At 61.4% G+C, this 24397-nt stretch carries 21 protein-coding genes and 1 pseudogene; 5 read left to right on the top strand and 17 right to left on the bottom strand.

The features are described 5' to 3' along the window. Window positions 1-223: 223 nt before the first annotated feature. From relB to AC3IT6_RS20295, 3 genes and pseudogenes are all read left to right on the top strand, one after another. Window positions 224-400, top strand: a pseudogene (relB, locus tag AC3IT6_RS20305) (type II toxin-antitoxin system RelB family antitoxin); the annotation flags it as partial. Window positions 401-1074: 674 nt separating this feature from the next. Then, a complete protein-coding gene (locus AC3IT6_RS20300) occupies window positions 1075-1611 on the top strand; it encodes a glyoxalase superfamily protein (RefSeq protein WP_008049764.1) in 537 nt (178 codons plus the stop codon). A gap of 66 nt (window positions 1612-1677) precedes the next feature. Further along, window positions 1678-2184 carry a PaaI family thioesterase gene (locus tag AC3IT6_RS20295; RefSeq protein ID WP_489352292.1) on the top strand — a complete coding sequence of 169 codons (507 nt, stop codon included), beginning with the start codon at window positions 1678-1680 and terminating at the stop codon, window positions 2182-2184. A 170-nt stretch (window positions 2185-2354) separates the two neighbouring features. On the opposite strand, the gene AC3IT6_RS20290 is transcribed toward AC3IT6_RS20295, so the two are convergent. The 5 genes from AC3IT6_RS20290 to pvdM all read right to left on the bottom strand — a co-directional run bounded on the left by AC3IT6_RS20290 (window position 2355) and on the right by pvdM (window position 10307). After that, window positions 2355-4772 carry a TonB-dependent siderophore receptor gene (locus AC3IT6_RS20290; RefSeq protein ID WP_489352290.1) on the bottom strand — a complete coding sequence of 806 codons (2418 nt, stop codon included), beginning with the start codon at window positions 4770-4772 and terminating at the stop codon, window positions 2355-2357. Window positions 4773-4899: 127 nt separating this feature from the next. Further along, window positions 4900-6549 (bottom strand): cyclic peptide export ABC transporter, encoded by a 1650-nt coding sequence (locus tag AC3IT6_RS20285; RefSeq protein ID WP_489352288.1) that lies wholly within the window; start codon window positions 6547-6549, stop codon window positions 4900-4902. A gap of 207 nt (window positions 6550-6756) precedes the next feature. Further along, window positions 6757-7629 carry a dihydropyoverdine dehydrogenase gene (gene pvdO / locus AC3IT6_RS20280; protein WP_489352286.1) on the bottom strand — a complete coding sequence of 291 codons (873 nt, stop codon included), beginning with the start codon at window positions 7627-7629 and terminating at the stop codon, window positions 6757-6759. 16 nt (window positions 7630-7645) lie between these two features. After that, complete coding sequence (gene pvdN, locus AC3IT6_RS20275) at window positions 7646-8926, bottom strand: pyoverdine-tailoring periplasmic protein PvdN (protein WP_489352284.1); 1281 nt, start codon at window positions 8924-8926, stop codon at window positions 7646-7648. A gap of 31 nt (window positions 8927-8957) precedes the next feature. After that, a complete protein-coding gene (pvdM, locus tag AC3IT6_RS20270) occupies window positions 8958-10307 on the bottom strand; it encodes a pyoverdine-tailoring dipeptidase-like protein PvdM (protein ID WP_489352282.1) in 1350 nt (449 codons plus the stop codon). A gap of 242 nt (window positions 10308-10549) precedes the next feature. Here pvdM and pvdP point away from each other — a divergent pair, with 242 nt between their 5' ends. Together pvdP and AC3IT6_RS20260 are read left to right on the top strand one after the other, a co-directional pair. Further along, window positions 10550-12169, top strand: coding sequence for a pyoverdine maturation tyrosinase PvdP (gene pvdP, locus AC3IT6_RS20265; protein WP_489352280.1), 1620 nt, complete (start codon window positions 10550-10552; stop codon window positions 12167-12169). Between the two features lie 207 nt (window positions 12170-12376). Then, window positions 12377-13525: an acyl-CoA dehydrogenase family protein gene (locus AC3IT6_RS20260; RefSeq protein WP_489352278.1), complete on the top strand. Its 1149-nt coding sequence runs from the start codon at window positions 12377-12379 to the stop codon at window positions 13523-13525. 130 nt (window positions 13526-13655) lie between these two features. Here the strand turns inward: AC3IT6_RS20260 and AC3IT6_RS20255 are convergent, their stop codons facing one another. From AC3IT6_RS20255 to AC3IT6_RS20200, 12 genes are all read right to left on the bottom strand, one after another. Beyond that, window positions 13656-14204: an adenine phosphoribosyltransferase gene (locus AC3IT6_RS20255; protein ID WP_489352276.1), complete on the bottom strand. Its 549-nt coding sequence runs from the start codon at window positions 14202-14204 to the stop codon at window positions 13656-13658. A gap of 80 nt (window positions 14205-14284) precedes the next feature. Continuing rightward, the gene (fnr, locus tag AC3IT6_RS20250; protein WP_046041331.1) at window positions 14285-15019 is read right to left on the bottom strand and encodes a fumarate/nitrate reduction transcriptional regulator Fnr; all 735 of its coding nucleotides are present in this window, start codon (window positions 15017-15019) and stop codon (window positions 14285-14287) included. A gap of 90 nt (window positions 15020-15109) precedes the next feature. After that, the gene (gene hemN / locus AC3IT6_RS20245; RefSeq protein ID WP_489356633.1) at window positions 15110-16492 is read right to left on the bottom strand and encodes an oxygen-independent coproporphyrinogen III oxidase; all 1383 of its coding nucleotides are present in this window, start codon (window positions 16490-16492) and stop codon (window positions 15110-15112) included. 200 nt (window positions 16493-16692) lie between these two features. Next, window positions 16693-17376 carry a sulfite exporter TauE/SafE family protein gene (locus tag AC3IT6_RS20240; RefSeq protein ID WP_489352274.1) on the bottom strand — a complete coding sequence of 228 codons (684 nt, stop codon included), beginning with the start codon at window positions 17374-17376 and terminating at the stop codon, window positions 16693-16695. Further along, a complete protein-coding gene (ccoS, locus tag AC3IT6_RS20235; protein ID WP_007971444.1) occupies window positions 17369-17587 on the bottom strand; it encodes a cbb3-type cytochrome oxidase assembly protein CcoS in 219 nt (72 codons plus the stop codon). The genes AC3IT6_RS20240 and ccoS overlap by 8 nt, the downstream gene beginning before the upstream one ends. A 22-nt stretch (window positions 17588-17609) precedes the next feature. After that, window positions 17610-20063 (bottom strand): heavy metal translocating P-type ATPase, encoded by a 2454-nt coding sequence (locus AC3IT6_RS20230; protein ID WP_489352271.1) that lies wholly within the window; start codon window positions 20061-20063, stop codon window positions 17610-17612. Between the two features lie 154 nt (window positions 20064-20217). Next, window positions 20218-20757, bottom strand: a complete 540-nt coding sequence (locus AC3IT6_RS20225) for a FixH family protein (protein ID WP_489352269.1) — start codon at window positions 20755-20757, stop codon at window positions 20218-20220. Between the two features lie 11 nt (window positions 20758-20768). Further along, entirely contained in the window at window positions 20769-22184 is a 1416-nt protein-coding gene (gene ccoG, locus AC3IT6_RS20220) for a cytochrome c oxidase accessory protein CcoG (protein WP_489352267.1), read from the bottom strand. Window positions 22185-22388: 204 nt separating this feature from the next. Next, entirely contained in the window at window positions 22389-22799 is a 411-nt protein-coding gene (locus tag AC3IT6_RS20215; RefSeq protein ID WP_489352265.1) for a type II toxin-antitoxin system VapC family toxin, read from the bottom strand. After that, window positions 22799-23053 carry a type II toxin-antitoxin system Phd/YefM family antitoxin gene (locus AC3IT6_RS20210; protein WP_095943287.1) on the bottom strand — a complete coding sequence of 85 codons (255 nt, stop codon included), beginning with the start codon at window positions 23051-23053 and terminating at the stop codon, window positions 22799-22801. Before AC3IT6_RS20210 ends, AC3IT6_RS20215 begins: the two co-directional genes overlap by 1 nt. A gap of 181 nt (window positions 23054-23234) precedes the next feature. Next, on the bottom strand, window positions 23235-24212 hold the full coding sequence (gene ccoP, locus AC3IT6_RS20205) for a cytochrome-c oxidase, cbb3-type subunit III (protein WP_489352263.1): 978 nt from the start codon (window positions 24210-24212) through the stop codon (window positions 23235-23237). Further along, window positions 24209-24394, bottom strand: coding sequence for a CcoQ/FixQ family Cbb3-type cytochrome c oxidase assembly chaperone (locus AC3IT6_RS20200; protein WP_003175465.1), 186 nt, complete (start codon window positions 24392-24394; stop codon window positions 24209-24211). The genes ccoP and AC3IT6_RS20200 overlap by 4 nt, the downstream gene beginning before the upstream one ends. Window positions 24395-24397: the final 3 nt, after the last annotated feature.

Raw genomic sequence — 24397 nt, 5'->3', positions numbered from 1 at the left:
AGTAACCTGTAGGCCGCTTAAACAGACGCTATCGAGTGGTTTTTAACCTGCTGTTTTGCCTTGTCAGAGAGCGTTGAAATCCTCGGAATCGGCAGGAAGAGTCCTACGACAGTTTGCGGTTGGCCCTCGGAAGTACAGCCCTTACGATCTGACGCGACGCAATGGTTGGCTAACCCAATGACATTCATCATTGCCAATGACGACAGCGGCTCTGGAGGCCATTATGAGCGCCGACTTTTCCCCCATCGTTTCAGGGCTTGAGACCGAAGAGCAGGCCGCCAGCCATGACCGTTGGTTCCGCGCCAAGGTGCAAGCTTCGATAGACGACCCGCGCCCGAATGTCCCACACGATCGGATGATGGCTGATATGCGAGCCCTCATCGAACGGAGCTCTGAAAAAACCAAGGACGATTCAATGATGGATCTTAAAAAAAACCTCATCAGTTGCCTGATATTCCCCATCGCCCCTGTCGCGGTCATTTATCTGACTTTCGCCCTGTGCAGGGACATCTGGGCAGAAAACTTCTACACACCCGGCGAGGACGGCGGAGAAATCGAACCCACGCTGGCTCTCTTTATCATTCCGATCCTGCTGGTGATTGCTGCGCCGTTGCTGGCGGGGCTGACAGGGTTGACTCGATGGGTTACGCGGCGCTTTGAACCCGGTGCCTGGTGGCGGTGGGCAATGGCGATTCCACGCGTCACCCTGGCGGCCATTTCATTGTTTCTGTTTCTGCTTTCAAGCGGTTTTCTGATGGGAGACGTGCTCGGTCCACTCAGGCATTGGCAGGTGGCTTGCGCATGGGCAGCCTGCGCAGCCACCGTGAGCGCATTCCTGATTCAGCAATTTTCACGCCTGAAGGAATAGTCATCAGGCCTCGGACAGGGTTCTGCCGAGCCATCTTCCGCATCCCCTATCGGCTATGTATCATCGACATCGGTCTGATGCTGCCCGCCGCTCGCTCCCGTTGGGAAAGGTGAAAGCATTTCCTCCTTCTACAAACCCTGTCGCCTCTCTTGACGGTCGAGGTTTGGCAATGCGAGCACCAAAGCATCTCGGCTACAGGAGCAGTCATGTTTTCAATCGAGCAAGCCAAGCAAATGGCCAAACAGTTGCGCGCCTCGCTGGAGGAGCGCAATCAGGCGGTGACCCATTCCACCGCGCTGGAACTGGTCGCGCAACAACTGGGCTACAAGGACTGGAACACCGCGTCGGCGATGCTTTCCCAGGCAAGTACGCCGTCCACGCCTGCTGTGACTTTCGACAAACCCATTCCAATCCTGCGCAGTTTCGACGAAGCCAAGGCGCGCGAGTTCTATCTGGATTTCCTCGGGTTCAGCGTCGAGTTCGAGCATCGTTTCGAGGCTGATCTGCCGCTGTACCTGGGCATCAGTCGCGACGGCCTGCAACTGCACCTTTCCGAGCATCACGGTGATGCCAGCCCGGGCTCGACGGTGTTCGTGCCCATGCAAAACATCGAACTGCTCAGGGACGAATTGCAGGGCAAGCGCTACGGGTATGGACGCCCTGATATTGTCCAGCAGGGCTGGGGCAAAGAGCTGCAAGTCTACGACCCGTTCGGCAACCGGATTCGCTTCTGCCAATATTGATCAGGCGCTGCGGGCCGGGGTGACCCGGTCCGCTTTCAACCACCCGGTATTAAGGAGGAACACGGTATGACCACGCAGGACACTTCGCTTCAAGACATCGCCGCGCCCGAAGGCGTTTGTTATGGCTGCGGCAGCCAGAACCCGCACGGGCTGCACATCAAGAGCTTCTGGCATGAAGACGGGGTGCATGTCGTGGCGCAGCACATGCCGGATGAAAAGTACTGCGGCTGGCCGGGTCTGGTTTACGGTGGTTTGATCGCGATGCTGGTCGATTGTCACTCCAACTGGGCAGCGATGGCTTATCACTACCGGGCAGAGCAACGCGAGGTGGGCAGCTTGCCCCACATCACCTGCGTCACCGGTAACCTGGGCATCAAGTACATCAAGCCCACCCCGATGGGTGTCCCCCTGACACTGCGTGCCAGAGTCGAGGGCGAGGTCGGGCGCAAAAGCCGGGTCATTTGCGAGGTCTTCGCCGGGGATGTCCTGACCGCTGTCGGGGACTCCACGTTTGTCCGCGTCGATACCGACCAACTCAGGGCCGCCGCGCACGAGCGTCAGGTGGAATCCTGACGATAAGCGCAAACTCTTCACCACCGGGCCCCTGTAGGAGCGAGCTTGCTCGCGATGGTCGTTAACGATAACGCGTGTTTACTGGCTAAACGCAGCGCTCTTGAGTCCATCGCGAGCAAGCTCGCTCCTACAACGGCCCGGTTTCTTGTTGCAGATGAAGTTTTTAGCCATCAGTACTGCGCGCGCAGGCTCAGGGTCAGGGTGCGCGGGTCGCCGTAGAAGTTGGTGCCCCAGGAGGCATCGACGCGGTCGTAGTACTTGCGGTCGAACAGGTTGTTGGCGGTCAGTGTCGACGACAGGTGTTGGTTGAACTTGTAGCCGACCTGCGCCGAGGTAACGGCATAGCCGCCTTGCTGGAACTTCACGTCACGCTGGTAGTAGGTGTCGCTGACCACACGCACGCCACCGCCGACGCTGAAGTCCTTGAGCGCACCGTCGGTGAACTCGTACTTGGTCCACAGGTTGTAGTTGTGCTTGGGCGTGATGGTGCTGAAGGTCTTGCCTTTGTTGGCCTGATCGCCGTCCAGGAACTTGGTGGAGGTGTAGGCGTAACCGGTGACGATGCTCCAGTTGTCGGTCAGGTTGCCGCTCAACTCGGTTTCCCAACCCTGGCTGCGTGCCTTGCCTTCGGTCATGTAGGCACCGGAGGTGTTGTCGTATTCGGCGCGGTTTTCATCGTAGATGCGGAAGGCGGCGAGGCTGGCGTTCAGGCGTCCGTCATAGAATTCGCGCTTGAGGCCAATCTCATACTGCTTGCCTTCGCGCGGGCCGACCGGCTCGCCATTTGTTCCGATTTCACTCTGCGGTTTGAACACGCCGGTGTAGCTGAAGTAGGTCGACAGTTGCGGGGTGATCTTGCCGATGATGGCGCCGTACGGCACGACCTTGCGGTTGATGCTGGTGTGGGCTTCGCCGAAGTTGTTGAAGAAGGCGTTGGCGTTCTTCGCATCGCTTTCGTACCAGGTGACGCGGCTGCCGCCGATGACATCCAGCCAGTCGGTGACGTTGAACTTGGCGCGGGTGTAGACGCCGTACTGATCGGACTTGGACCAGTTGCCGTTGACGTGCGCATAGTCGTTGCGGGGAATGTCGATGCTGCCCGGATCGAACACGTTGATCGGGAAGTACTCACCGCCGCCGTAGGTGAAGTCCTTGTCCAGGTGCTGGTACTCGGCGCCCACGGTGAACTCGTGCCGACGATCGGCGAATTCGAACGGCGTGGTGACGAAGCTGTCGACACCGATGGTCTTGATATGGGTGTAGTAGTCGTAGGCCACGGCCCAGCTGTCACCGGTGGCCGGGTCGACCGCGCCGTCGGCCCAGGTGAAGTTACGCTCCGGGGTTTCGGCGTCGCGGTAGGTCAGGGTGGTCTTGAACTGACCGCCGTTGTCCAGTTCGTGGTCGAGTTCGGCGAAGGACTCCCAGACTTTTTCGTTGAGGGTGTTCCACTTGGCATCGACGAAGGTCGAGCGCGGTACGTCGAGCAATGAGCCGTCGGCGTAGGCCGGCAAGCCGAAGGCCGGGGTGGAGTTGTTCTTCTGGTAAGCGCCGCCGACCGACAGGGTGGTGGCCGGGTCGAGGTCGAACTCCAGGCGACCGTAGACCATCGGACGTTCGTTCTGCGCGTAGTCGACGAAAGACTGGTTGTTCTCGTAGGCGGTGATGAAACGACCGCGCACGGTGCCCTGGTCGTTCAACGGGCCGGTGACGTCCACCGAAGAACGGTAGCGATCGTAGGAGCCTGCGGCCAGTTCGCCACCGAGGGCGAATTTGCTCAGGGCGCGCTTGCGCACCACGTTGATCGTACCGCCGGGTTCGCCCGCGCCCTGGTACAGGCCCGACGGGCCGCGCAGCACTTCGATGCGGTCATACATCGCCAGGTCGAAGCTGGTGGCCATGTCGCCCTGGCCGGTGGGCTGCGAGACGCCGTCGACTTGGACCTGGTCGACGAGGAAACCACGCATGTAGACGTCGTTGAGGCTGGAGCCGGAGTTGTAGGTCTTGATGGTCACGCCGGTGACCTGACGCAGGGCGTCCTGCAGGCTGTTCAGGTTCTGGTCGTCCATGCGCTGGCGCGTGACGACGGACACCGACTGCGGGATGTCCTTGACCTTGATGTTGCCTTTGCCGATGGTCACTTCATCGCTGGTGTAGGAGTGCGTGCCTTCGGTGGTCGGCCCCAGCGCCACGCCGGTGATGGACGTCGCACCCAGTTGCAGTGCGCTGGAGTCACCGGCCGATGGCACCAGCGACACGGTGTTGCCATTCAACTGAAAATTGATGCCGCTCCCCAGCAGCAAGGTTTTCAGTGCCTGTTCCGGTTCCATGTTGCCGGACACCGCCGTGGACTTGATGCCGTTGACCATGTCCTGGCTGTAGAGAATCTGCAGGTTGGTCTGCTGGCCCAGTTGGCGCAATGCGCTGGCCAGCGACTGAGCCGGTACATTGACGTTCACCGGGGCTGCCTCGACCTGGGACGTGCCCAACAACAACAGGGTCAGCAGCGCGCCCGGCACGACCGTTCGGAATTTCTTTTGCCGTTCGATGGCTAACGCCAAGGGTGCGCGGGACAGAGTAAGGCTTTGCATTGCTCGAATCGCTCCAGAATGGTGTGTGCAGTGTTTTAGTTAATGATAATTATTATTAGACGTACCACTTTGGCTAAACCGGAAAACAAACTTCAAAAAAACAATGATTTGCGTGCGGCAACGGCACTCAGGCGGTTGCGCGCTCGGTGACGACCCGGCCCGATTCCATGCGTACCAGTTGATCGGCCATGTCGAAATAACGGTCGTCGTGGGAGATCACGATGATGGTCTTGCCCAGGCGTTTGAGGTCAGGCAGCAGCTCGGTGTAGAAGATGCGGCGGAAGGTCGGGTCCTGGTCGGCGGCCCATTCGTCGAACACCAGCACCGGGCGTTCTTCCAGCCAGGCATTGACCAGCGCCAGGCGCTTGCGCTGGCCGGTGGACAGGTCTGTGGTGGTGAAACTACCGTCCCTGACGCTGACCTTGTGCGCGATCTCCAGCCGTTGCAGGTATTTGTTGGCGTCTTCGGGGATGTGCTGGTCGTCCTGGACCACGTCATCGAACAGGTAGTAATCGGCAAAAATCGTGGTGAACAATTGGCGGTAGTCGTCGCGATTGTGCGCATCGATGCCTTGGCCATTGAGCAGGATCGAACCCTGTTGCGGCGCGTAGAGGCCCAGCAGCAACTTGATCAGGGTGGTCTTGCCGCAGCCGTTTTCGCCGACGATGAAAATGATCTCGCCTTGCTCGATGGTCAGGTTCACCGGGCCCAGGCGAAACGCGTCGCTGCCCGGTGCGGCGGGGAAGGCGTAGCTGACGTTGTCCAGTTGCAGGCGGTTGACCACGGTCGGCGGGGTGCCTTGGTCGTTGAGCAACAGGTGCGGCTCGGGCGAGGAAAACTGGCTGGACAGTTCGGCGATACGGCGGAAGGCAATGCGCGCCCGGCTGACGATCGGCAAGGTGCTGACCAAGTGCTCGATCGGGCCTTTCATGTACAGCAACACCAGCACGAAGCCGCTCATCACCGCCTGGTCGGCGCTGGGCCAGAACGATTGCAGGGCCAGCGCCAGGCCGATCACCACGAAGAACAGCATCGAGCCCAGGGTCTTGGCGATCACGAAGGTGTTGATCGAACGCACCTGGGTGTTACAGATGAAATCGGCAGTGCCCTGGATGCCCTTGACGAACATGCGCTGGCGGCGCGGGCGGTGGATGCGCAACTCCTTGGCGCCGCCGGCGATGGCGTTGTAGTGCTTTTGCAAGTCGTCCTCGGCGTCGCGGGCGGCCATGAAGCCCTGGATGCCCTTGCCTTGGGCGTAGAACTGGATGCCGCTGCCGATGGCGATCGCCAGCACCATCATCAGGAACATCGGCCACGACAACATCGCCAGGTAACCCATGCAGCCGAGGGTCACAGTCAGGGAAATCGCCAGCGGCGCGAAGGCGAAGGCGAAGTCGCTGATGGTGTCGACGTCGTGGGTCAGCACTGGGATCAAGCGGTGGCTGCGGTAGCGCTCGATCTGCTCGATGGGCGCTGAAAGGACTTTCTCCCCCAGCGTTTTGCGCAGCCTGGCGATGATGTGTTGGCCGACGTAGTTGGTGCCGATGTCCGAGCAGATCGAACTGCCCAGTGCCAGCAGGCACAGGCCGCCGAACAGGGCGACCACGCCTTGGGTCAGGCCATCCGCCGAGTGCAACGCGTTGTTGATGGTGGCCAGCAGCACCGTCACGCTCAGGCCACCCACCATGCCCAAAAGGATCGACAGACTGACGACGAGCCGGAACGGTTTGAGGAGGGTGAACAATTCATGAATTGCACCGCGCGTTGGCTGGGTCATGAGCAGAGGGTTCCTTGGGTCTTGAGGCAGATACCCAGTAGAACGTCTGATGGAGGGCTTAATTTAAACGGTGGGTGACACAAAATCTGTGGGAGCGGCGGTGCGGCGATCCGACTTGCTCGCGAAGGCGTCGTGTCAGCCAACATCAACTTCTCTGATCCACCGCTTTCGCGAGCAAGCCCGCTCCCACAAGGGTTGGGGGAGGGATTAGAGAGTGCGTACTACACGGAATCCGATCCAGTCGCCACGGGTTTGCGGGTCGATGTCATTGCGGTTGCCCGAGCGGGAAAACACCGGCGCTTCGCCCCAGTCGTTGCCACGGATACGCAGGGTGTCGCAGTTCGGTTCGGTCCAGGCGCTGCCATCGGTGGGTGCGCCGACGTAGTCCGGGTGGTAGCAGTCGGCGATCCACTCGTAGACGTTGCCATGCATGTCGTACAGGCCGAAGGCATTCGCCGGATAGTTGCCCACCGGTGAGGAATAGCTGTAGCCATCGGTGGGCCCGTAGGTGTTGGCGTGGGTGGCGATGCTGTATTCGGTGCCGGGGTCGAACGGGAAGGGGAACGGCCCCGTTGACCCGGCGCGGGCCGCGTACTCGCGCTGGGCCTCGCTGACGATGTGGTAGTGCTGGCCGGTCTTCATCGACAGCCAGGCGACGTAGGCGCTGACTTCGGCGAAGTTCATGCACACCGCCGGTTGGCGCAGGGCCTGGGGGTAGCTCGGCTTGCCGTTGGTGCACGCGCGGCTGGGGCGGGTATCGCCATCGGGCAGAGTGATCCCGGTTTCCTTCATGTATTGGTTCCATTCGCCGGCGGTGATCTGGTAACGGCTCATGGCGAACGGTTTGTCGAACGTCACCTCATGCATCGGGCCCTCATCAGGCTCGCGGCCGACTTCGCCTTCCGGGGTGCCCATGGTGAAGGTGCCGGCGGGCAGCACCACCATTTCCGGGCAGTTGCGGCAATCCTTGAAGACCTTGCCCGGCAATGGCGCGGTGTAGGCCTGGGCGAGGCCGGGCAAGGCGCTGCCGAGCACGGCCAACAGCGTCAGGGCGCCGAGTTTTTTCAGGGTGCTTTTCATATTGGCTCTCGCTCAGTCAGACCTGGTTGGCCAGCAGTTCCATCAGGCGGTCGATGTGCGCTTCGGTATTGAGCAGCCCCGGCGACACACGAATGACCGGTCCGACATCGCGGTCGACGGCGTCACACACCACGCGCTGATCCATCAGGTAATTGGCGACTGCTTCGCAGTCTCGGTGCTTGATGCGGAAGAAGGTGAAACCGGCGGAATACTCCGGTGACAGCGGCGTGACCAGCTCCACCGACGGGTGTGCCTGCAAGCGTTTTTTCAGGTAGCTGTTGATGGCGTGAATGCGCATCGCGACCTCGGCCTTGCCCAGCTCCAGGTGCAACTTGAAGGCTTCGGTCAGCGCCCAGCGGTGTTCGAACGAGTGGTAGCCGCCGTAGGTCATCACCGTGGAAAACTGGGTGGCTTCGGAGAAGGTCGGGATGGTCGGAGTCACGTCCTTGAGCTCGTCGGAGCGGGCGCAGATGATCCCGGTGCCCCGTGGGCCGAACATCCATTTGTGGGTGCCGGCGATGAAGAAGTCGCAGTGCATGTCCGGGAAATCGACGTTCTCCACGCCGAAGCCGTGGACGCCATCGATCACGTAGAGGATGCGGTCCTTGTCGGCGCGACCACGGTTTTTCTCGGCCACCAGTTTGCCGATCTCGCCGATGGGCAGCTTCACGCCGCTGCCGGAATGCACCCAGGTCATGCCGAGTACGCGGGTTTCGGGGCGGATGTTGCGTTCAATCGCGGCCAGCACTTCAGCGGTCGAGACCTTGTACGGGTCTTCGAACAATTTGATCTTGCGAACCCGGGTGCCGTCCTTCCGGGTGCGGTATTCGAACACGCTGTTGGCAGCGTAGTGCTCGTGTTCGCTGGTGAGGATTTCCTGATCCGGGCGCACGTGGATGCCGGCGTAGATCATCGCCAGGCCTTCGGTGGTGCTGCCGGTCAGGGCGATCTGCGACGGCTTGGCCTTCAGGTAACGCCCGGCCCACACGCGCACCTCTTCTTCGCGGCGTTCGGTTTCGCCGCGATGCCAGTCCATGGCCAGGCCCGGGTTGCGATCCAGATTGATGCGGTGCATCTCGATGGCGTCGCGCACAGGAAGCGGGTGCGAGGTCACCAGGAAGTTGGCGAAGTGCAGGTAGTTCGGGTCCTGGGTGAACAACTGGCGCAATTGGTCCCATTTGTCCTTGGGCAACGGCGCAGGGCTGGCGGCCAGTGCCGGCAGGTTCACGGCCGAGGCCAAGGGGAAACCGGCTGCCAGAATGCCGGCCTGCTTGAGGAATGAACGACGGTTGGTCATGGATTCGGTTCGCTTTGGCAATAGATGAAAATCAGTTCTGGACCACAGGCCGGGAGGACTTCTGCACCTGGTCCCAGACCCGCAGGAAGTTGCCGCCCCAGAGCTTGGCGATGTCGGCGTCGCTGTAGCCGCGGCTGATCAGTTCGGCGGTCACGTTGCGGGCCTCGCTGACGTCTTTCCAGCCGTCCAGGCCGCCGCCGTCGTTGAAGTCGGAACTGATGCCGACGTGGTCGATGCCGATTTTTTTCACTGTGTAGTCGATCGCATCGCCGTAGTCCTTGAGGGTGGCCTTGGGTTCTTCGTCGAGGATCGAATAGAGCTGGCTGGCGTACTCACCGAAGCGCTGCTCGGGCCAGACGGTGATCACCGGGTCGCCGGGCATCAGGGCCATCTCCAGGCCTTGCAGCGGTTGCAGGTCGAAACGGGCGCGCAGGGCGTTGAGCTTGTCCTGGGTGGCCTGGCTCAGCGGGCGGATGTAGGTCGGGAAGCCGACGATCTGCACCACGCCGCCGCTGTTCTTGATCAGCTGCATTTCCAGGTCGCTGAGGTTGCGCGGGATATCCACCAGTGCGCGTGGTGCCGAGTGGGAGGCGACCATCGGCGTGCGGCTCAGTTGCGCCACTTGCTCCAGGGCCTTGGTCGACATCTGCGACACATCGATGATCACGCCCAGGTCGTTGAGGCGATGCACCGCTTGCTTGCCGATGTCCGACAGCCCGCCCAGGGCATCCCGCGAATCATTGAAAAACGGCAGCGGCCGCGATGAGTCGGCCCAGGCGTTGTTGCCCACGTAGCTGAAGCCGAACATGCGCATGCCGCGCGCTGCCCACTTGTCCAGGGCGTTGAGGTCATTGCCCAGCGGGTAGGCGTTGAGCATGCTGATGAACACCGCGAACTTGCCTTCGCCGTGCAGGCGGCGGAAGTCGTCGGCGGTGTAGGCGATGGCCACTTGGTTGGGGAAATCACGGACCATCGCGCTGATGATCTTGTAGCGGGTTTCCTGCTCAAAGCGGGCCTCGTCGACGAAACCGGTGGTAGGGCGATGGGGGGCATTGGGGCCGTTCCAGATTTCCGGCCAGCCGAAAATCGTCAGCGCCGCCCCGGACAAGCGTCCGCGACCGGTCTTGACCAGGTCGAACTGGCCTTCGCCGTCCTTGTCGACTTCGTTGCCGGCGGTGCCGAAGTCCATGGGCACGGTGATGTGGCTGTCGAACGAGAGGATGCGTTCCTGCAACTGATCGGCCTGTTTCATCACCTTGACCGGGTAGCCGGGGTTGTCCCTGAACCAGTAGTCCCAGACCGCGAAGCCTGCACCCGCGCTGATCGCCAGGGCCAGCGGCAGGCCGATGAAAAGAGCCTTTTTCGAACGTGGTTTTGTCATTGCCGTCTCAGTCAGGTTCGCCGTCGAGGATCAGGCGCGGGGGCCTTTGCTATCTGGGGGGAACGAGTGGCTGGGCCGAGAATTTAGGTGTTTGTGCCGGCCTCTTCGCGAGCAAGCCCGCTCCCACAGGTGACCGCATTCCAATGTGGGAGCGGGCTTGCTCGCGAAGCTCTTAAATTCTCCGGCGCAACAAACGTTCTAGCTTGGATAAAGCCTGCTCCATGGCTGACACAGGTAGGGCAATGACGATTTCTCGACGATGGTTCCTCGCGGGTCTGGCGCTGACCAGTGCCGCCGTGCCGGCGGCGTATTACGGGCATCGCGAACTGACCAGGCCGGACCCGACCATCACCCCCGGCGAAGCCTCGTTCGATGTGGCGGATGTCGCCGGCCAACGCTTGGCGGATACCTTGCGCGGTGTCTGGCAGATTCGTTTCGAGGGTCGTGACGCCGGCATCGAAGGGTTGCCCCTCGAAGGTCTGGAGGTGTTCCTCGACATCGGCCACAAGGGGCGCGGTGTCAGTGGTTATCTCGACACCGCCGAGCGTTTGCGTTCCACCGAAGAGCCCCGTTACCGGGTGCTCGGCGATCTGTCCGGGACCAACCCGAAGCAGCTGGGTTGGCGATTGCTGGGCGCCAGCGGCTGTTGCGATTACGAATTCGAGATGACACTGGACGAGGTCTGGGCCGGTTTCGGTAACGCCGGCAGCGGCAGTCTCAGTGGGCGCGTGCTGGACCTGAATCGCCCGCTGATGCTGACGGCCCAGGACAATCGATTCATTGCCGTCAAACGGGTATTCCCTGAAGCCCGCGAGCGCGCCGGCCTCAATCCGACCCTGCTCGCCTGGCTGGTATCACCGGAGCACCGGTTGTTCCACCAGCTCTGGCATGCCACCCGGGACAAGTGGCACAAGCTGTCCGAAGATCAGCGCGGCGCCTTGCACGGGCTCGGCTGGCAGCCCGGCCCTCGGGACCAGGAGCGCGATGCCCGTGGCGAGCGCAAGGATCGCAACGGTTCGGGCGTGGACTTTTTCTTCATGCATCGGCACATGCTCGGTACCGCGCGCTCGATGCAGGACCTGCCGTCCTGGACGCACTTCCCGTTGCCGCAGCCGGAACTGGCGCGGGACCGGCTGGGCTTTGCGCGTTACTTCGACAACCACGACGGTACGGCGCTGCCGCCCACCTGGCTGGCCGAGGACGATGACGAGTACACGCAATGGGTCAGCGATATCAAGACTGGCGAGACGTATCACAGCAACTTCCAGGTCTGGGAATCCCGCTACCGTGATCCGCGTTACCTGTCGACACTGACCCTCGGCCAGTTCGGCTCGGAGGTCGAACTGGGCCTGCACGACTGGCTGCACATGCGTTGGGCTTCGGTGCCGCGTGATCCGTCCAACGGTCAGCCGGTGCCGTTCGCCCGGGATCCGGCGGACTTTTCCGCGCGCTGGTTTGCAGCGGAAAACGATTTTCTCGGCGACCCGTTTTCTTCCCATGTGAGCCCGGTGTTCTGGCATTTCCACGGCTGGATCGACGATCGCCTGGAAGACTGGTTCCGCGCCCACGAGCGCTTCCATCCGGGGCAGGTCAGTCGGCTGCAGGTCAACGGCGTGCAATGGTTCGCGCCGGGACGCTGGGTCGAGATCGATGACCCCTGGCTCGGGCCGATCACCCATGGCTGTAGCACCACGCCGGGATTGCAGGCGGGCAAGTCAGTGGAAATGGACCCGGAAACCATGAAGCTGGCGCTGCGCATCACCTTTGGCGAGGACGAGAAGAAGCTGAAGGATCTGTTGCGCAAAGTGCCGCAGCGGCCGTGGTATGCGCGCAATCTGAAGGCCAGACAGAGCCAGGCTTGATACCGCGTTATCGCTCAATCGTCGGATCGCCGCCCGGAGCTAGCTCGCTCCCACAGTGAATCGTCAGTGAACACAAAATTTGTGTACGACCAAGATCAAATGTGGGAGCGGGCTTGCTCGCGATGCAGGCGACGCGGTTTCACAATCCTGTTGAAAACCAAGCAAGCGCTCGGTTAACTTCACTGACCCCTTCAATGGAGCTCGCCGATGTCTGCCTTTCAGGAGTACTTCGACCCCAGCCACCAATTGGTCCGCGACAGCGTCAGACGTTTCGTCGAACGCGAGATTCTTCCTGATATCGAGCAGTGGGAAGAAGCCGAAAGCTTCCCTCGCGAGCTCTACCTCAAGGCCGGCGCAGCGGGGATTCTCGGAATCGGTTACCCCGAAAACTACGGAGGCAGCCACGAAGGGGATCTGTTCGCCAAGGTTGCCGCCAGTGAAGAGTTGATGCGCTGCGGCTCAGGCGGGCTGGTTGCCGGCCTGGGGTCGCTGGATATCGGCTTGCCGCCCATTCTCAAGTGGGCCCGACCCGAAGTAAGGGATCGTGTGCTGCCCCAGGTGCTGTCGGGAGAGAAGATCAGCGCCCTGGCAATCACCGAGCCTGGCGGCGGCTCCGACGTCGCCAACCTGCAAACCCGTGCCGTGCGCGACGGCGATTTCTACCGGGTCAGTGGTAGCAAGACCTTTATCACCAGCGGCGTGCGCGCGGATTTCTACACTGTTGCAGTGCGAACGGGCGAGCCAGGTTTCGGTGGCATCAGCCTGTTACTGATCGAGAAAGGCACACCCGGTTTCACCGTAGGACGACAGCTGAAGAAAATGGGCTGGTGGGCGTCAGACACCGCTGAACTGTTCTTCGATGATTGCCGAGTGCCTGCAGGAAACCTGATCGGCGCCGAGAACATGGGCTTTGCCTGCATCATGGGCAACTTCCAGAGCGAACGCCTGGCCCTGGCGTTGATGGCCAACATGACCGCACAACTTGCGCTGGAGGAGAGCCTGAAATGGGCACGCCAGCGCGAAGCCTTTGGCAAGCCGATCGGCAAGTTTCAGGTGATCAAGCATCGCCTCGCCGAGATGGCGACCGCGCTGGAAGTGTCCCGGGAATTCACTTACCGCCAGGCGGCGAAGATGGCGGCGGGGCAGAGCGTGATCAAGGAGATCTCCATGGCGAAGAATTTTGCGACGGATACGGCAGACCGGATCGTCACCGATGCGGTGCAGATACTCGGTGGGCTGGGTTACATGCGCGAGAGTCTGGTGGAGCGGCTGTACCGCGACAGCCGGATCCTGTCGATTGGCGGCGGGACGCGGGAAGTGATGAACGAGATCATCAGCAAGCAGATGGGGCTTTGAGTTTGGTGGTGTAGCGGCTGACGCCATTCGCGAGCAAGCCCGCTCCCACATTTGACTGCGTTCTGTCGGAAGGAATGCAATTCACTGTGGGAGCGGGCTTGCTCGCGAAGGCGTCAGTACAGGCGCCAGATTACTTGTCGCTCAACGCAAACTGCGTCAGGCAGAACGTAGGAATGCCCATGTCCTCCAGGCGCTGCGAGCCACCCAGCTCCGGCAGATCGATGATCGCCGCCGCTTCATGCACCCGGGCGCCCATGCGGCGGACCAGGTTGGCGGCGGCAATCAGGGTGCCGCCGGTGGCGATCAGGTCATCGAACATCACCACCGAATCCCCTTCGCACAGGCTGTCGGCGTGCACTTCCAGGAAGGCTTCGCCGTATTCGGTCGCATAACCCTCGGCCAACACTTCAGCCGGCAGTTTGCCTTGCTTGCGGAACAGCACCAGCGGCTTGTTCAACTGATAGGCCAGTACCGAACCGATCAGGAAGCCACGGGCGTCCATCGCGCCGATGTGGGTGAAGTCAGCCTCGACGTAACGGTGGGCGAAGGTGTCCATCACCAGGCGCAGGGCCGTGGGCGACTGGAACAGCGGGGTGATGTCGCGAAAGATCACACCTGGTTTCGGGAAGTCGATGACAGGGCGGATGAGGGATTTGATGTCGAAGGAGTCGAAGACCATCGTCGTGGTGTCCTGGCAGGGCTACAAACAACGAAGTATAACGGCGGCTGAACCGTTTCGCTCAGCCGCAACGTTTTGTTTCAGCCTTCCAGCGAGCCACCGGCCAGGGCGCACAGCTGGATCGGGTCGATAATCCGGATTTCCTTGCCTTCTGCCGCAATCAGTTCGTTTTGCTGGAAGCGCGTAAAGACCCGGGACACGGTTTCCACTGCCAGGCCCAGGTAGTTGCCGATTTCGTTACGCGACATGCTCAGGCGGAACTGATTGGCGGAAAAACCCCGGGCGCGGAAACGTGCCGAAAGGTTGACCAGGAAGGTGGCGATGCGTTCGTCGGCGGTCTTTTTCGACAACAGCAGCATCATCTGCTGGTCGTCACGGATTTCGCGACTCATCACCCGCATCAACTGACGGCGCAACTGCGGCAGTTGCAGGGCCAGTTCGTCGAGGCGTTCGAAAGGAATTTCACACACCGAGGTGGTTTCCAGGGCTTGTGCCGACACCGGGTGCTTTTCGGTGTCCATGCCCGACAGGCCGACCAGTTCGCTGGGCAGGTGGAAACCGGTGAGCTGTTCCTCACCGGTGTCGCTCAGGCTGAAGGTCTTGAGGGCGCCAGACCGGACTGCGTAGACAGAATCGAAGGTATCGCCCTGGCGGAACAGAAATTCGCCTTTTTTCAGCGGCCGGCCGCGTTTGACGATTTCGTCCAGCGCATCCATGTCTTCCAGATTCAGCGAAAGTGGCAGGCAAAGAGGGGCCAGGCTGCAATCCTTGCAATGGGCTTGATTATGAGCGCGCAGTTTTACTGGCTCGGACATTTCTTCAATCCTTGTGGGAATTCACACATAAGACGTAAGGGTAACTCACCATAGGATATCGAGGCCAGTCTGGGGCGCTTGCTTGCAGAATTAGATTACCCGTGAAAAGCGCTGGCGACTGTGTTGTTCCAGGTACGCGTCGAACACCATGCACACCGAGCGCACCAACAGCCGCCCAGCGGGCAGGATGGTGATCCTGTCGCGATCGAGCTCGATCAGCCCGTCTTTGGCCATGTCTTGCAGTTGGGGCCAGAGATCGCCGAAATAGCCCTGGAAATCGATGTTGAAGGCCTGTTCGATGTCAGCGTATTCGAGACTGAAATTGCAGATCAATTGCTGGATGACCGCGCGCCGCAGCCGGTCATCGGCATTACACAGCAGGCCGCGGCTGGTGGCCAGTTGCGACGTGGCAAGGACGTTCTGATACTCGGTCAGGTCGCTGCTGTTCTGGCAGTACAGGTCACCGATCTGGCTGATCGCCGACACGCCGAGGCCGATCAGATCGCAATGACCGTGGGTGGTGTAGCCCTGGAAGTTGCGTTGCAGGGTCGATTCTTCCTGGGCAATCGCCAGCTCATCGTCGGGCAGGGCGAAGTGGTCCATGCCGATGTAGCGGTAGCCAGCGCCGGTCAATTGCTCGATGGTGCGCTGCAGCATCTCCAGTTTCTGCGCGGGTGTCGGCAGTTCATTGCTGTTGATGCGCCGCTGCGGCATGAAGCGTTCCGGCAAGTGGGCGTAGTTGAACACCGATAGCCTGTCCGGTTGCAGGTTGATCACCTCTTCGACGGTGCGGGCGAAGTTCTCCGGCGTCTGTCTCGGCAGGCCGTAGATCAGATCGATATTGATCGAGCGAAACTGCAAGGTGCGGGCGGCATCGATCACTGCGCGGGTTTCTTCCAGGCTTTGCAGGCGATTGACTGCACGTTGCACCGCCGGGTCGAGGTCTTGCAGGCCGATGCTGACCCGATTGAAACCCAGTTCCCGCAGCAGGCCCATGGTCGACCAGTCGGCCTCGCGCGGGTCGATCTCGATGCCGTAGTCGCCAGAGTCGTCGTCCAGCAAATTGAAGTGTTTGCGCAGATGCGCCATCAACTGGCGCAGTTCGTCGTGGCTGAGAAAGGTCGGCGTGCCGCCACCGAAGTGCAGTTGCTCGACTTTCTGCGTGGGGTCGAGGTGACAGGCGATCAACTGGATTTCCTGTTCCAGGCGCTGCAAATACGGCTGCGCCCGCCCGCGATCCTTGGTGATGACCTTGTTGCAGGCGCAGTAATAGCAAATGTTCGCGCAGAACGGCACGTGCACGTACAGCGACAACGGGCGTTGGGCCTTGCGGCTGTCGCGCAGGGCATGGAACAGGTCGAAGGTGCCGACCTGGCTGTTGAATTGTACGGCAGTCGGATACGAGGTGTAGCGTGGTCCCGCCAGGTCATAACGGCGGATCAGATCGGTGTCCCAACGAATGGCGTCGAGCATCATGCGGGCATTCCCCGGATAGGCTGGCAGTGTCAGCCACTTTATGCGAGGGCGGGGTGGGGCATCTTGATTTGCATCAAGAGTCAAGAATTGTGGTGTCTGTGCTGGCCTCTTCGCGAGCAAGCCCGCTCCCACAGGTTTTGTGTACACAGCGACTCCCCTGTGGGAGCGAGCTTGCTCGCGATGGGCGCGCCGCCGGTTTAATGCCCCATGAGCCAATGCTGATGCGGCCCCGGCAAGGTCCAGATGCCGAACAGCATCACCAGCAATCCGCCCGCCATCCGCACGCTGCGTTTGCGCAACACTGCGGTGACGCGCTCGGCGGCAAGGCCTGTCGCCAGCAGCACCGGCCAGGTGCCGAGCCCGAACGCGAGCATCAACACGGCGCTGTCCAGCGCGTTGCCCTGGCTGGCCGACCATAGCAAGGTGCTGTAAACCAGACCGCACGGCAGCCAGCCCCAGAGCGCGCCCAACAGCAGCGCACGCGGCACGCTCGACACCGGCAGCAATCGGTTGGCGACTGGCTGGATATGCCGCCACAGGCCGCGACCGAGGCTTTCGATACGGGTCAGGCCGCTCCACCAGCCGGCCAGGTACAGGCCCATGGCAATCAGCAGCAACCCGGCGAGGATACGCAGGAACATCGCCGCCGGGCTGCTGGCCACGGCCCATCCGGCCAGGCCGATCAGCAGTCCGGCGCAGGCATAGCTCAGAATCCGGCCCAGGTTGTAGGCCAGCAGCAGGCGAAAGCGCCGGCTGCGTTGTTCCTTGGGAATCGCCAGGGTCAGCGCGCCCATCAAGCCGCCGCACATGCCCAGGCAATGGCCACCGCCGAGCAAGCCGAGGATCACCGCAGACACCAGCAGTGGCGCCAATTCAAGCATGGGGCGGGGCCTTGTCTTGCGGCTTGGCCGGTTGGCCGCTGGCCTCATCGACGGCAGCGGTGTGGTTCGGGTCCTGGTCGTCGAACAGGATGCTGTGGGCCGGGCCGTCGAGGTCGTCGTACTGACCGCTGTCCACCGCCCAGAAGAAGATATAGACGGCGATGGCCACGATCAGCAGCGCAGCGGGAATCATCACGTAAAGAGCTGGCATCTGGACTCCATGCCCGCGCGGCTCAGGCCGGCAGCGGGCGGGTTTCTGGCGTGGTGCCGGGGGCGGGCGCGCTCGGCATGCGAGTCAGGCGCAGCGCGTTCAACACCACGGTCAACGAACTGATCGACATGCCCACCGCCGCCCATACCGGGGTGATCCAGCCGAGGGCGGCGAAGGGCAACATGAGGCCATTGTACAACCCCGCCCACAACAGGTTCTCGATAATGACCCGGCGGGTGCGCCGCGCCAGGCTGAAGGCTTGCACCAGCGCATCGAGGCGGTTGGACAGCAACACGGCATCGGCACTGGTTTTCGCCAGGTCAGTGGCCGAGCCCATGGCGACGCTGATATCCGCAGCCGCCAGCACCGGCACGTCATTGACCCCGTCCCCCAGCATCAACACCTTGCGGCCTTCTTTGTGCAGTTGTTGCAGGACTTGCAGTTTATCGTCCGGACGCAGGCCGCCACGGGCTTCATCGATGCCCAGTTCCGCCGCCACGCTGGCGACCATCGGCGAGCTGTCGCCAGACAACAGCAGCGTGCGCCAGCCCCGCGCCTTGCACGCGGCCAGCAGCGCGGGCGCATCGGCCCGCAAGCGATCATCGAGGACGAACCAGGCCAGCGGCCCCTGGCTGTCGCCAAGCAGCAGCCATTGGCCGGCTTCTTCGGGCATCGACGGCACCACGGCGCCGCTGAGTTCGCAGACGAAACGCGGCTGGCCAATGCGCAGGCGTCGCCCATCAACCAGGCCCTCCAGGCCAAGGCCCGGTGTGCTGTGGACTTCTTCGGCAGCCATCGGCGCACGACCGAAAGCACGGGCGATCGGGTGTTCGGAGCGGTTTTCCAGGGCGGCGGCGAGGCCCAGGCATTGATCGCTGTCGAGCGCGCCGAGGGGGCGGATCGAACGCAGCGCCAGGCGCCCTTCGGTGAGGGTGCCGGTCTTGTCGAAAATCACCGTGTCGATCTGGTTCAGGCCTTCCAGGACATGGCCGCGCGTCAACAGCAGCCCTAGTTTGTGCAATGTGCCGGTGGCAGCAGTGAGTGCAGTCGGCGTCGCCAGCGACAGGGCGCACGGGCAGGTCGCGACGAGCATCGCCAGCACGATCCAGAAGGCTCGCGAGGCATCCAGCTGCCACCACAACAGGCCAATCGCGGCAGCAGTGATCAACGACAACAGCAGGAACCATTGCGCGGCGCGGTCGGCGATTTCCGCCAGGCGCGGTTTTTCGGCCTGGGCACGATCGAGCAGGCGAACGATGGCCGAAAGGCGGGTGTCCTGGCCCAGGGCCTGGACCTCGACGGTCAGTGCGCCTTCGACGTTCATTGTGCCGGCGGTGACCGCGTCGCCGAGGGTGCGGGGTTGTGGCAGGTATTCGCCGGTCAGCAGCGACTCGTCGACACTCGACTGGCCGTCGAGGATCTTGCCGTCAGCCGGGAGAATGGCACCCGGATGAACCAGCACCTGATCGCCAATACGCAGTTCACTGAGCAGAATGCGTTCGCTCTGGCCATCGGCTGTCAATCGCAGGCACGAGGCGGGCAACAGATTCACCAGCTGCGCGGTGGCGGCGGCGGTGCGCTCGCGGGCGCGCCGCTCCAGATAACGCCCGGCCAGCAGGAACAGGGCAAACATGCCGACGGCATCGAAATACAGTTCGCCAACCCCGGTGATCGACGTCCAGATCCCGGCGATGTAGGCGCTGCCGATGGCCAGCGACACCGAAACGTCCATGGTCAGGTGACGGGTGCGCAGATCGCGCATGGCGCCTTTGAAGAACGGCGCGCAGCTGTAGAACACAATCGGGGTGGTGAGGAACAGCGCGACCCAGCGCAGGATGGTGTGCAGTTCAGGGCTGAGGTCGATGTTGAATTCAGGCCAGGTGGCCATGGTTGCCATCATCGCCTGGAACCACAGCAGCCCGGCCACGCCGAGCTGGCGCAGGGCCAGGCGGTTTTCGCTGGCCAGTTGTTCGCAGGCTTGGTCGGCCTGATACGGGTGTGCGGCGTAACCGATGTGGCGCAGTTCACTGAGGAGATGGCTCAGCGGCAATTGCCCATCGGCCCAGCGCACGTGCAGGCGATGGTTGGACAGATTCAGGCGCGCCTCGGCCACGGCTGGCAAGGTGCGCAGGTGTTTTTCGATCAGCCAGCCGCAAGCCGCGCAGCTGATGCCTTCCATCAAGAGCGTGGTTTCGGCGAGTTCGCCTTCGTGGCGAACGAAGGGTTGCTGCACATCGGCACGGTCGTACAGCGCCAGTTCATCCACCAGTTGCACCGGCAGCGCTTCGGGGTTGGCCGAGGCTTCGCTGCGGTGCTGGTAATAGCTTCCCAGGCCGCCGGCGACAATGGCTTCGGCCACGGCCTGGCAACCCGGGCAGCAGAATTCGCGGGTTTGCCCGAGGACCGCAGCGGTGAAGCGGCTGCCGGCGGGGACGGGCAGGGCGCAGTGGTAGCAGGGGAGTGGGGTGGTGGTCATGGAGTATTCACTGGTACTGCTGAATCTCTATCGTCGGATAGGGCCTCTTCGCGGGCAAGCCCGCTCCCACAGGGATCATGGGTGTACTCAGGTTCTGAGCATGGCGGTGATCAACTGTGGGAGCGAGCTTGCTCGCGATGCGCGAAGCGCGGCTTTATTTCTTCAGGTCTTCGGCACCTTGCAGCGGTTCGTCACCCAGCAGCAGGTCCTTGTCATGGCCGACCAGTTCCTCTTCGAACATGCGCCAGATGTGCTCGTCCTGAGTGCCAAGCAACTCGACAAAACGCCGACCTTCGATCTTGTCGCTCAACTGGCCGATGTAGCGGCCCTGTTCGGTTTCGCTGCGGGTCAGGGTGATCTTGCGGTCCTTTTCCGGCTGGGTCGGCGAGATCAGGTTCAGCTCCAGGGTCCCGGGCTGGCTGTCGCCGCTCAGGCGCAGGTCAACCTCGCCGGTCATGCCGTCGAGATGAACGCTGGCGCGCATTTTCAGGGTCTGGGCCAGCAGCTCACGGTCGAGGGAGCGGTTGATGCCTTTGCCGGCCTCGTAGTAGTTGTCGTTGACCAGGTTGTCCGGGTTGTTCACCGCGATGGTCACCATGGACAAGGTCAGGGCCACCGAGCAGGCCAGGATCCCGATGATGATCCACGGCCAGAGGTGCTTGTACCAGGGACTTGCGGCAGTTGCTGCGGGCATGTTCAGTTCTCTCAACGAATTTGTGGGCCGATGAACCGGCTCTTGGCTTCAATGTGGACGCTGTCGTCATCGGCGTCCTTGAGGATGAATTTCACCTCGTTGGTGCTCGACGGCAGTTTTTCCGGTGCGACGGACAGCTCGGCAGGCTGGCTGACGATCTCGCCGGCCGCGACCTTGATCTCGCGTCGGCCCTGCATTTTGAGATCCGGCAGGCCGGAGGCTTCGAGCAGGTAGGTATGGTCGCGCTGGTCCTTGTTCATGATTTTCAGGCTGTAGACGTTTTCGATCCGGCCTTCGGCGTTCTCGCGGTACAGCACGCGGTCCTTGCTGACATCGAAGCCCACCAGCGCACGCATGAAGAACGCCGTCGCCAGCAGGCTGATCATCGCCAGCAGCACCACGGCATAGCCAATCAGGCGCGGACGCAGTTTATGGGTTTTCTGCCCGGACAGGTTGTGCTCGGTGGTGTAGCTGATCAGCCCGCGCGGGTATTCCATTTTGTCCATGATGGCGTCGCAGGCATCGATGCAGGCGGCGCAACCGATGCATTCGATTTGCAGGCCGTCGCGGATGTCGATACCGGTCGGACAGACCTGGACGCACATGGTGCAGTCGATGCAGTCACCCAGGCCCTGGGCCTTGTAGTCGATGCCTTTTTTACGCGGGCCACGGCCTTCGCCACGGCGCGGGTCGTAGGAAACGATCAGGGTGTCCTTGTCGAACATCACGCTCTGGAAGCGTGCGTACGGACACATGTAGATGCACACCTGTTCGCGCAACCAGCCGGCGTTGCCGTAAGTGGCGAGGGTGAAGAAACCGACCCAGAAGTACGACCAGCCATCCGCCTGGCCGGTGAAGAAGTCGAACACCAGTTCGCGGATCGGCGAGAAGTAGCCGACGAAGGTCATGCCGGTAACGAAGCCGATCAGCAGCCACAGGCTGTGTTTGCTGAGCTTGCGCAGGAACTTGTTGGCGCTCATCGGCGCCTTGTCGAGCTTGATGCGTTGGTTTCGGTCACCTTCGGTGACTTTTTCGCACCACATGAAGATCCAGGTCCAGACGCTTTGCGGGCAGGTATAGCCGCACCAGACCCGTCCGGCGTACACCGTGATGAAGAACAGGCCGAAGGCGGCGATGATCAACATGCCGGACAGCAGAATGAAATCCTGGGGCCAGAAGGTGGCGCCGAAAATGAAGAACTTGCGCTCCGGCAGGTTCCACCACACGGCCTGATGACCGCCCCAGTTCAGCCACACCGTGCCGAAATACAGCAGGAACAACAGGGCTCCGCCGGAAATCCGCAGATTGCGAAACAGACCGGTGAAGGCGCGGGTGTAGATTTTTTCCCTGGAGGCGTAGAGGTCGACGCTGTTGTTCGCGTTCCTGTTGGGTGGAGTGACGTCGTGTACCGGAATCTGGTTGCTCATCATTGCATCCCACGGCAGTGGAAAATGCCTCGGTCAGTACGTGCCGACCGCGGTCAAAAAGGGGTATTGCAGTGGCGCAATGATACGCCTGTCGCTCTAGTCCAAGGGTGCGACCTTTGGTCACGTTTGGCAAAATCATTTGATGGTGTAATGACTTGAATCAATTGACTTGGAAATTATGGACGGTTTTGCGCATGTCGCCGGTCATTCGGCCCATGGGTTGATCAGTTGTACACCGCTGGACTGAAAGTCTGCGACATTGCGTGTAACGACGGTCAATCCATGAACCAGCGCCGTAGCTGCAATCAATGCATCGCTTTCATTGGCACGGTCCGGGACATGCAGTCCTGCACAGCGGATCGCTACGGCCGTATCGACCGGCAGGATTCGGCTATCGAATGCTGGCATAACGTGATGCTTCAGCCAGGTGCGCAGTATCTTCCCTTGGACGGCATCCCGGCGCTCTATTCGTAGAACGCCAGTCTCCAGTTCCTTCAAGGTGATAGCTGAAATGAACATGCGTGGTGCAATCACGCTTTTGGCCCATGCAACGACGTTTGTGTCGGCATGCGGTTTGCGCAGTTCAGAAATCACGTTGGTGTCGAGTAGATACATCAGGTCAGATCCACAGGGCGATGATTGATCACGGCGCGCTCGGTTTCGAATTCGATGTCTGCTGCGTCCGGCATCACCAGCAATTCAACGATGTCGGCGTTGGTGCCAGTCAGTTTTTGGTAGTCCTCAATGCTTAGCAGTACATGGGCCGGTTTGCCTCGGTCAGTGATGAAAACGGGCCCCTGGCGAGTGGCTTTTTTGGCACCACTTGTGTCCTGGTTGAATTCGCGGCTGGATATTGTGGTGATGGCCATCATGGTTGGCCCTCCTGAAGTAGCTTTGTAGAAACGTTACTACTGTGTGTGGCGATCGACAACCTCGAAGTAGGTGCCGGGCATTACCATCGGTCGAAACCATTGGACACTGCCGAACAAACAAAACGGCCCCGCCAATTCACATTGGCGGGGCCGTTTTTTGTTGCTTCAAGCGTTTGCCTTACTTGGCGTCCGCTGCCTTCTCACCGTGAGACAGGCTGTAGACGTAAGCGGCCAGCAGGTGAACCTTGTCGTTACCCTGCATTGCCTCTTGCGCAGGCATCTGGCCCTGACGGCCGTAACGGATGGTCTGCTGCAGTTGAGCGAAGCTCGAACCGTAGATGAACGCTGCCGGGTGAGTCAGGTCAGGTGCGCCCATCGCTGGCGTGCCCTTGCCTTCCGGGCCGTGGCACGCCACGCAGTTGGTAGCGAACAGTTTCTGTCCGGCAACCGGGTCGGCCTTGGCGCCTTCCGGCAGCTTGCGGCCATCGAGGTTGGTCAGGATAAACGCGGCCACGTCGGCCACGCCTTGTTCGCCGATCACTTCAGCCCACGCAGGCATCACCGCGTGACGGCCGCCCATGATGGTGGTCTTGATGGCTTGCGCGTCGCCGCCCCAGCGCCAGTCGGCGTCGGTCAGGTTAGGGAAGCCGTAGGCGCCCTTGGCGTCGGAACCATGGCAAACCGAGCAGTTGGAGGCGAACAGGCGGCCACCCATCTTCAGGGCTTGCGGGTCCTTGGCCACTTCTTCGATTGGCATGGCCGCGAACTTGGCGAAGATCGGGCCGAACTTGGCGTCCGACCTGGCCATTTCCTTTTCCCACTCGTGAACGCCGGTCCAGCCGGTCTGGCCGTTGGCGAACGCGGTCTGCTTCTCGTTATCGAGGTAGTTGTAACCCGGCAGCAGGCCTTTCCAGTTGCCCAGGCCCGGGTACAGCACCAGGTAGCCGAGGGCGAAGATGATGGTGCCCACGAACAGCATGAACCACCATTTCGGCAGCGGGTTGTCGTACTCCTCGATCCCGTCGAAGGAGTGACCAACCGTCTCGTCGGTTTGCTCGGCGCGCTGGCCCTTGCGGGTGGACAGCAGCAGCCAGGTCAGGGCGAAGATGGTGCCGAGACTGAGGACTGTGACGTACAGACTCCAGAATGTAGTCATTCTTTGTTACTCCTAGAAGCTTGCTCGACGTGCTTGATGGCTTCGGGATCATCCGCGAAAGGCAGCAAGGTCGCGTCTTCAAACTCCGACTTGCGCTTGGGACTGAACACCCACAGTGCCAGTCCGATGAAGGCCACCATCACGACAACGGTGCCCAGGCCACGAATCATCCCGATATCCATCCA

The sequence above is a fragment of the Pseudomonas sp. KH_017 genome (genome assembly GCF_057840285.1).
This window is presented reverse-complemented; position numbering and strand designations above follow the sequence as displayed.

Coding starts and splice junctions, on each gene's coding strand:
- AC3IT6_RS20300 (WP_008049764.1), top strand. CDS start 1,075: ATGTTTTCAATCGAGCAAGCCAAGCAAATGGCCAAACAGTTGCGCGCC.
- AC3IT6_RS20295 (WP_489352292.1), top strand. CDS start 1,678: ATGACCACGCAGGACACTTCGCTTCAAGACATCGCCGCGCCCGAAGGC.
- AC3IT6_RS20290 (WP_489352290.1), bottom strand. CDS start 4,772: ATGCAAAGCCTTACTCTGTCCCGCGCACCCTTGGCGTTAGCCATCGAA.
- AC3IT6_RS20285 (WP_489352288.1), bottom strand. CDS start 6,549: ATGACCCAGCCAACGCGCGGTGCAATTCATGAATTGTTCACCCTCCTC.
- pvdO (WP_489352286.1), bottom strand. CDS start 7,629: ATGAAAAGCACCCTGAAAAAACTCGGCGCCCTGACGCTGTTGGCCGTG.
- pvdN (WP_489352284.1), bottom strand. CDS start 8,926: ATGACCAACCGTCGTTCATTCCTCAAGCAGGCCGGCATTCTGGCAGCC.
- pvdM (WP_489352282.1), bottom strand. CDS start 10,307: ATGACAAAACCACGTTCGAAAAAGGCTCTTTTCATCGGCCTGCCGCTG.
- pvdP (WP_489352280.1), top strand. CDS start 10,550: ATGACGATTTCTCGACGATGGTTCCTCGCGGGTCTGGCGCTGACCAGT.
- AC3IT6_RS20260 (WP_489352278.1), top strand. CDS start 12,377: ATGTCTGCCTTTCAGGAGTACTTCGACCCCAGCCACCAATTGGTCCGC.
- AC3IT6_RS20255 (WP_489352276.1), bottom strand. CDS start 14,204: ATGGTCTTCGACTCCTTCGACATCAAATCCCTCATCCGCCCTGTCATC.
- fnr (WP_046041331.1), bottom strand. CDS start 15,019: ATGTCCGAGCCAGTAAAACTGCGCGCTCATAATCAAGCCCATTGCAAG.
- hemN (WP_489356633.1), bottom strand. CDS start 16,492: ATGCTCGACGCCATTCGTTGGGACACCGATCTGATCCGCCGTTATGAC.
- AC3IT6_RS20240 (WP_489352274.1), bottom strand. CDS start 17,376: ATGCTTGAATTGGCGCCACTGCTGGTGTCTGCGGTGATCCTCGGCTTG.
- ccoS (WP_007971444.1), bottom strand. CDS start 17,587: ATGCCAGCTCTTTACGTGATGATTCCCGCTGCGCTGCTGATCGTGGCC.
- AC3IT6_RS20230 (WP_489352271.1), bottom strand. CDS start 20,063: ATGACCACCACCCCACTCCCCTGCTACCACTGCGCCCTGCCCGTCCCC.
- AC3IT6_RS20225 (WP_489352269.1), bottom strand. CDS start 20,757: ATGCCCGCAGCAACTGCCGCAAGTCCCTGGTACAAGCACCTCTGGCCG.
- ccoG (WP_489352267.1), bottom strand. CDS start 22,184: ATGAGCAACCAGATTCCGGTACACGACGTCACTCCACCCAACAGGAAC.
- AC3IT6_RS20215 (WP_489352265.1), bottom strand. CDS start 22,799: ATGTATCTACTCGACACCAACGTGATTTCTGAACTGCGCAAACCGCAT.
- AC3IT6_RS20210 (WP_095943287.1), bottom strand. CDS start 23,053: ATGGCCATCACCACAATATCCAGCCGCGAATTCAACCAGGACACAAGT.
- ccoP (WP_489352263.1), bottom strand. CDS start 24,212: ATGACTACATTCTGGAGTCTGTACGTCACAGTCCTCAGTCTCGGCACC.
- AC3IT6_RS20200 (WP_003175465.1), bottom strand. CDS start 24,394: ATGGATATCGGGATGATTCGTGGCCTGGGCACCGTTGTCGTGATGGTG.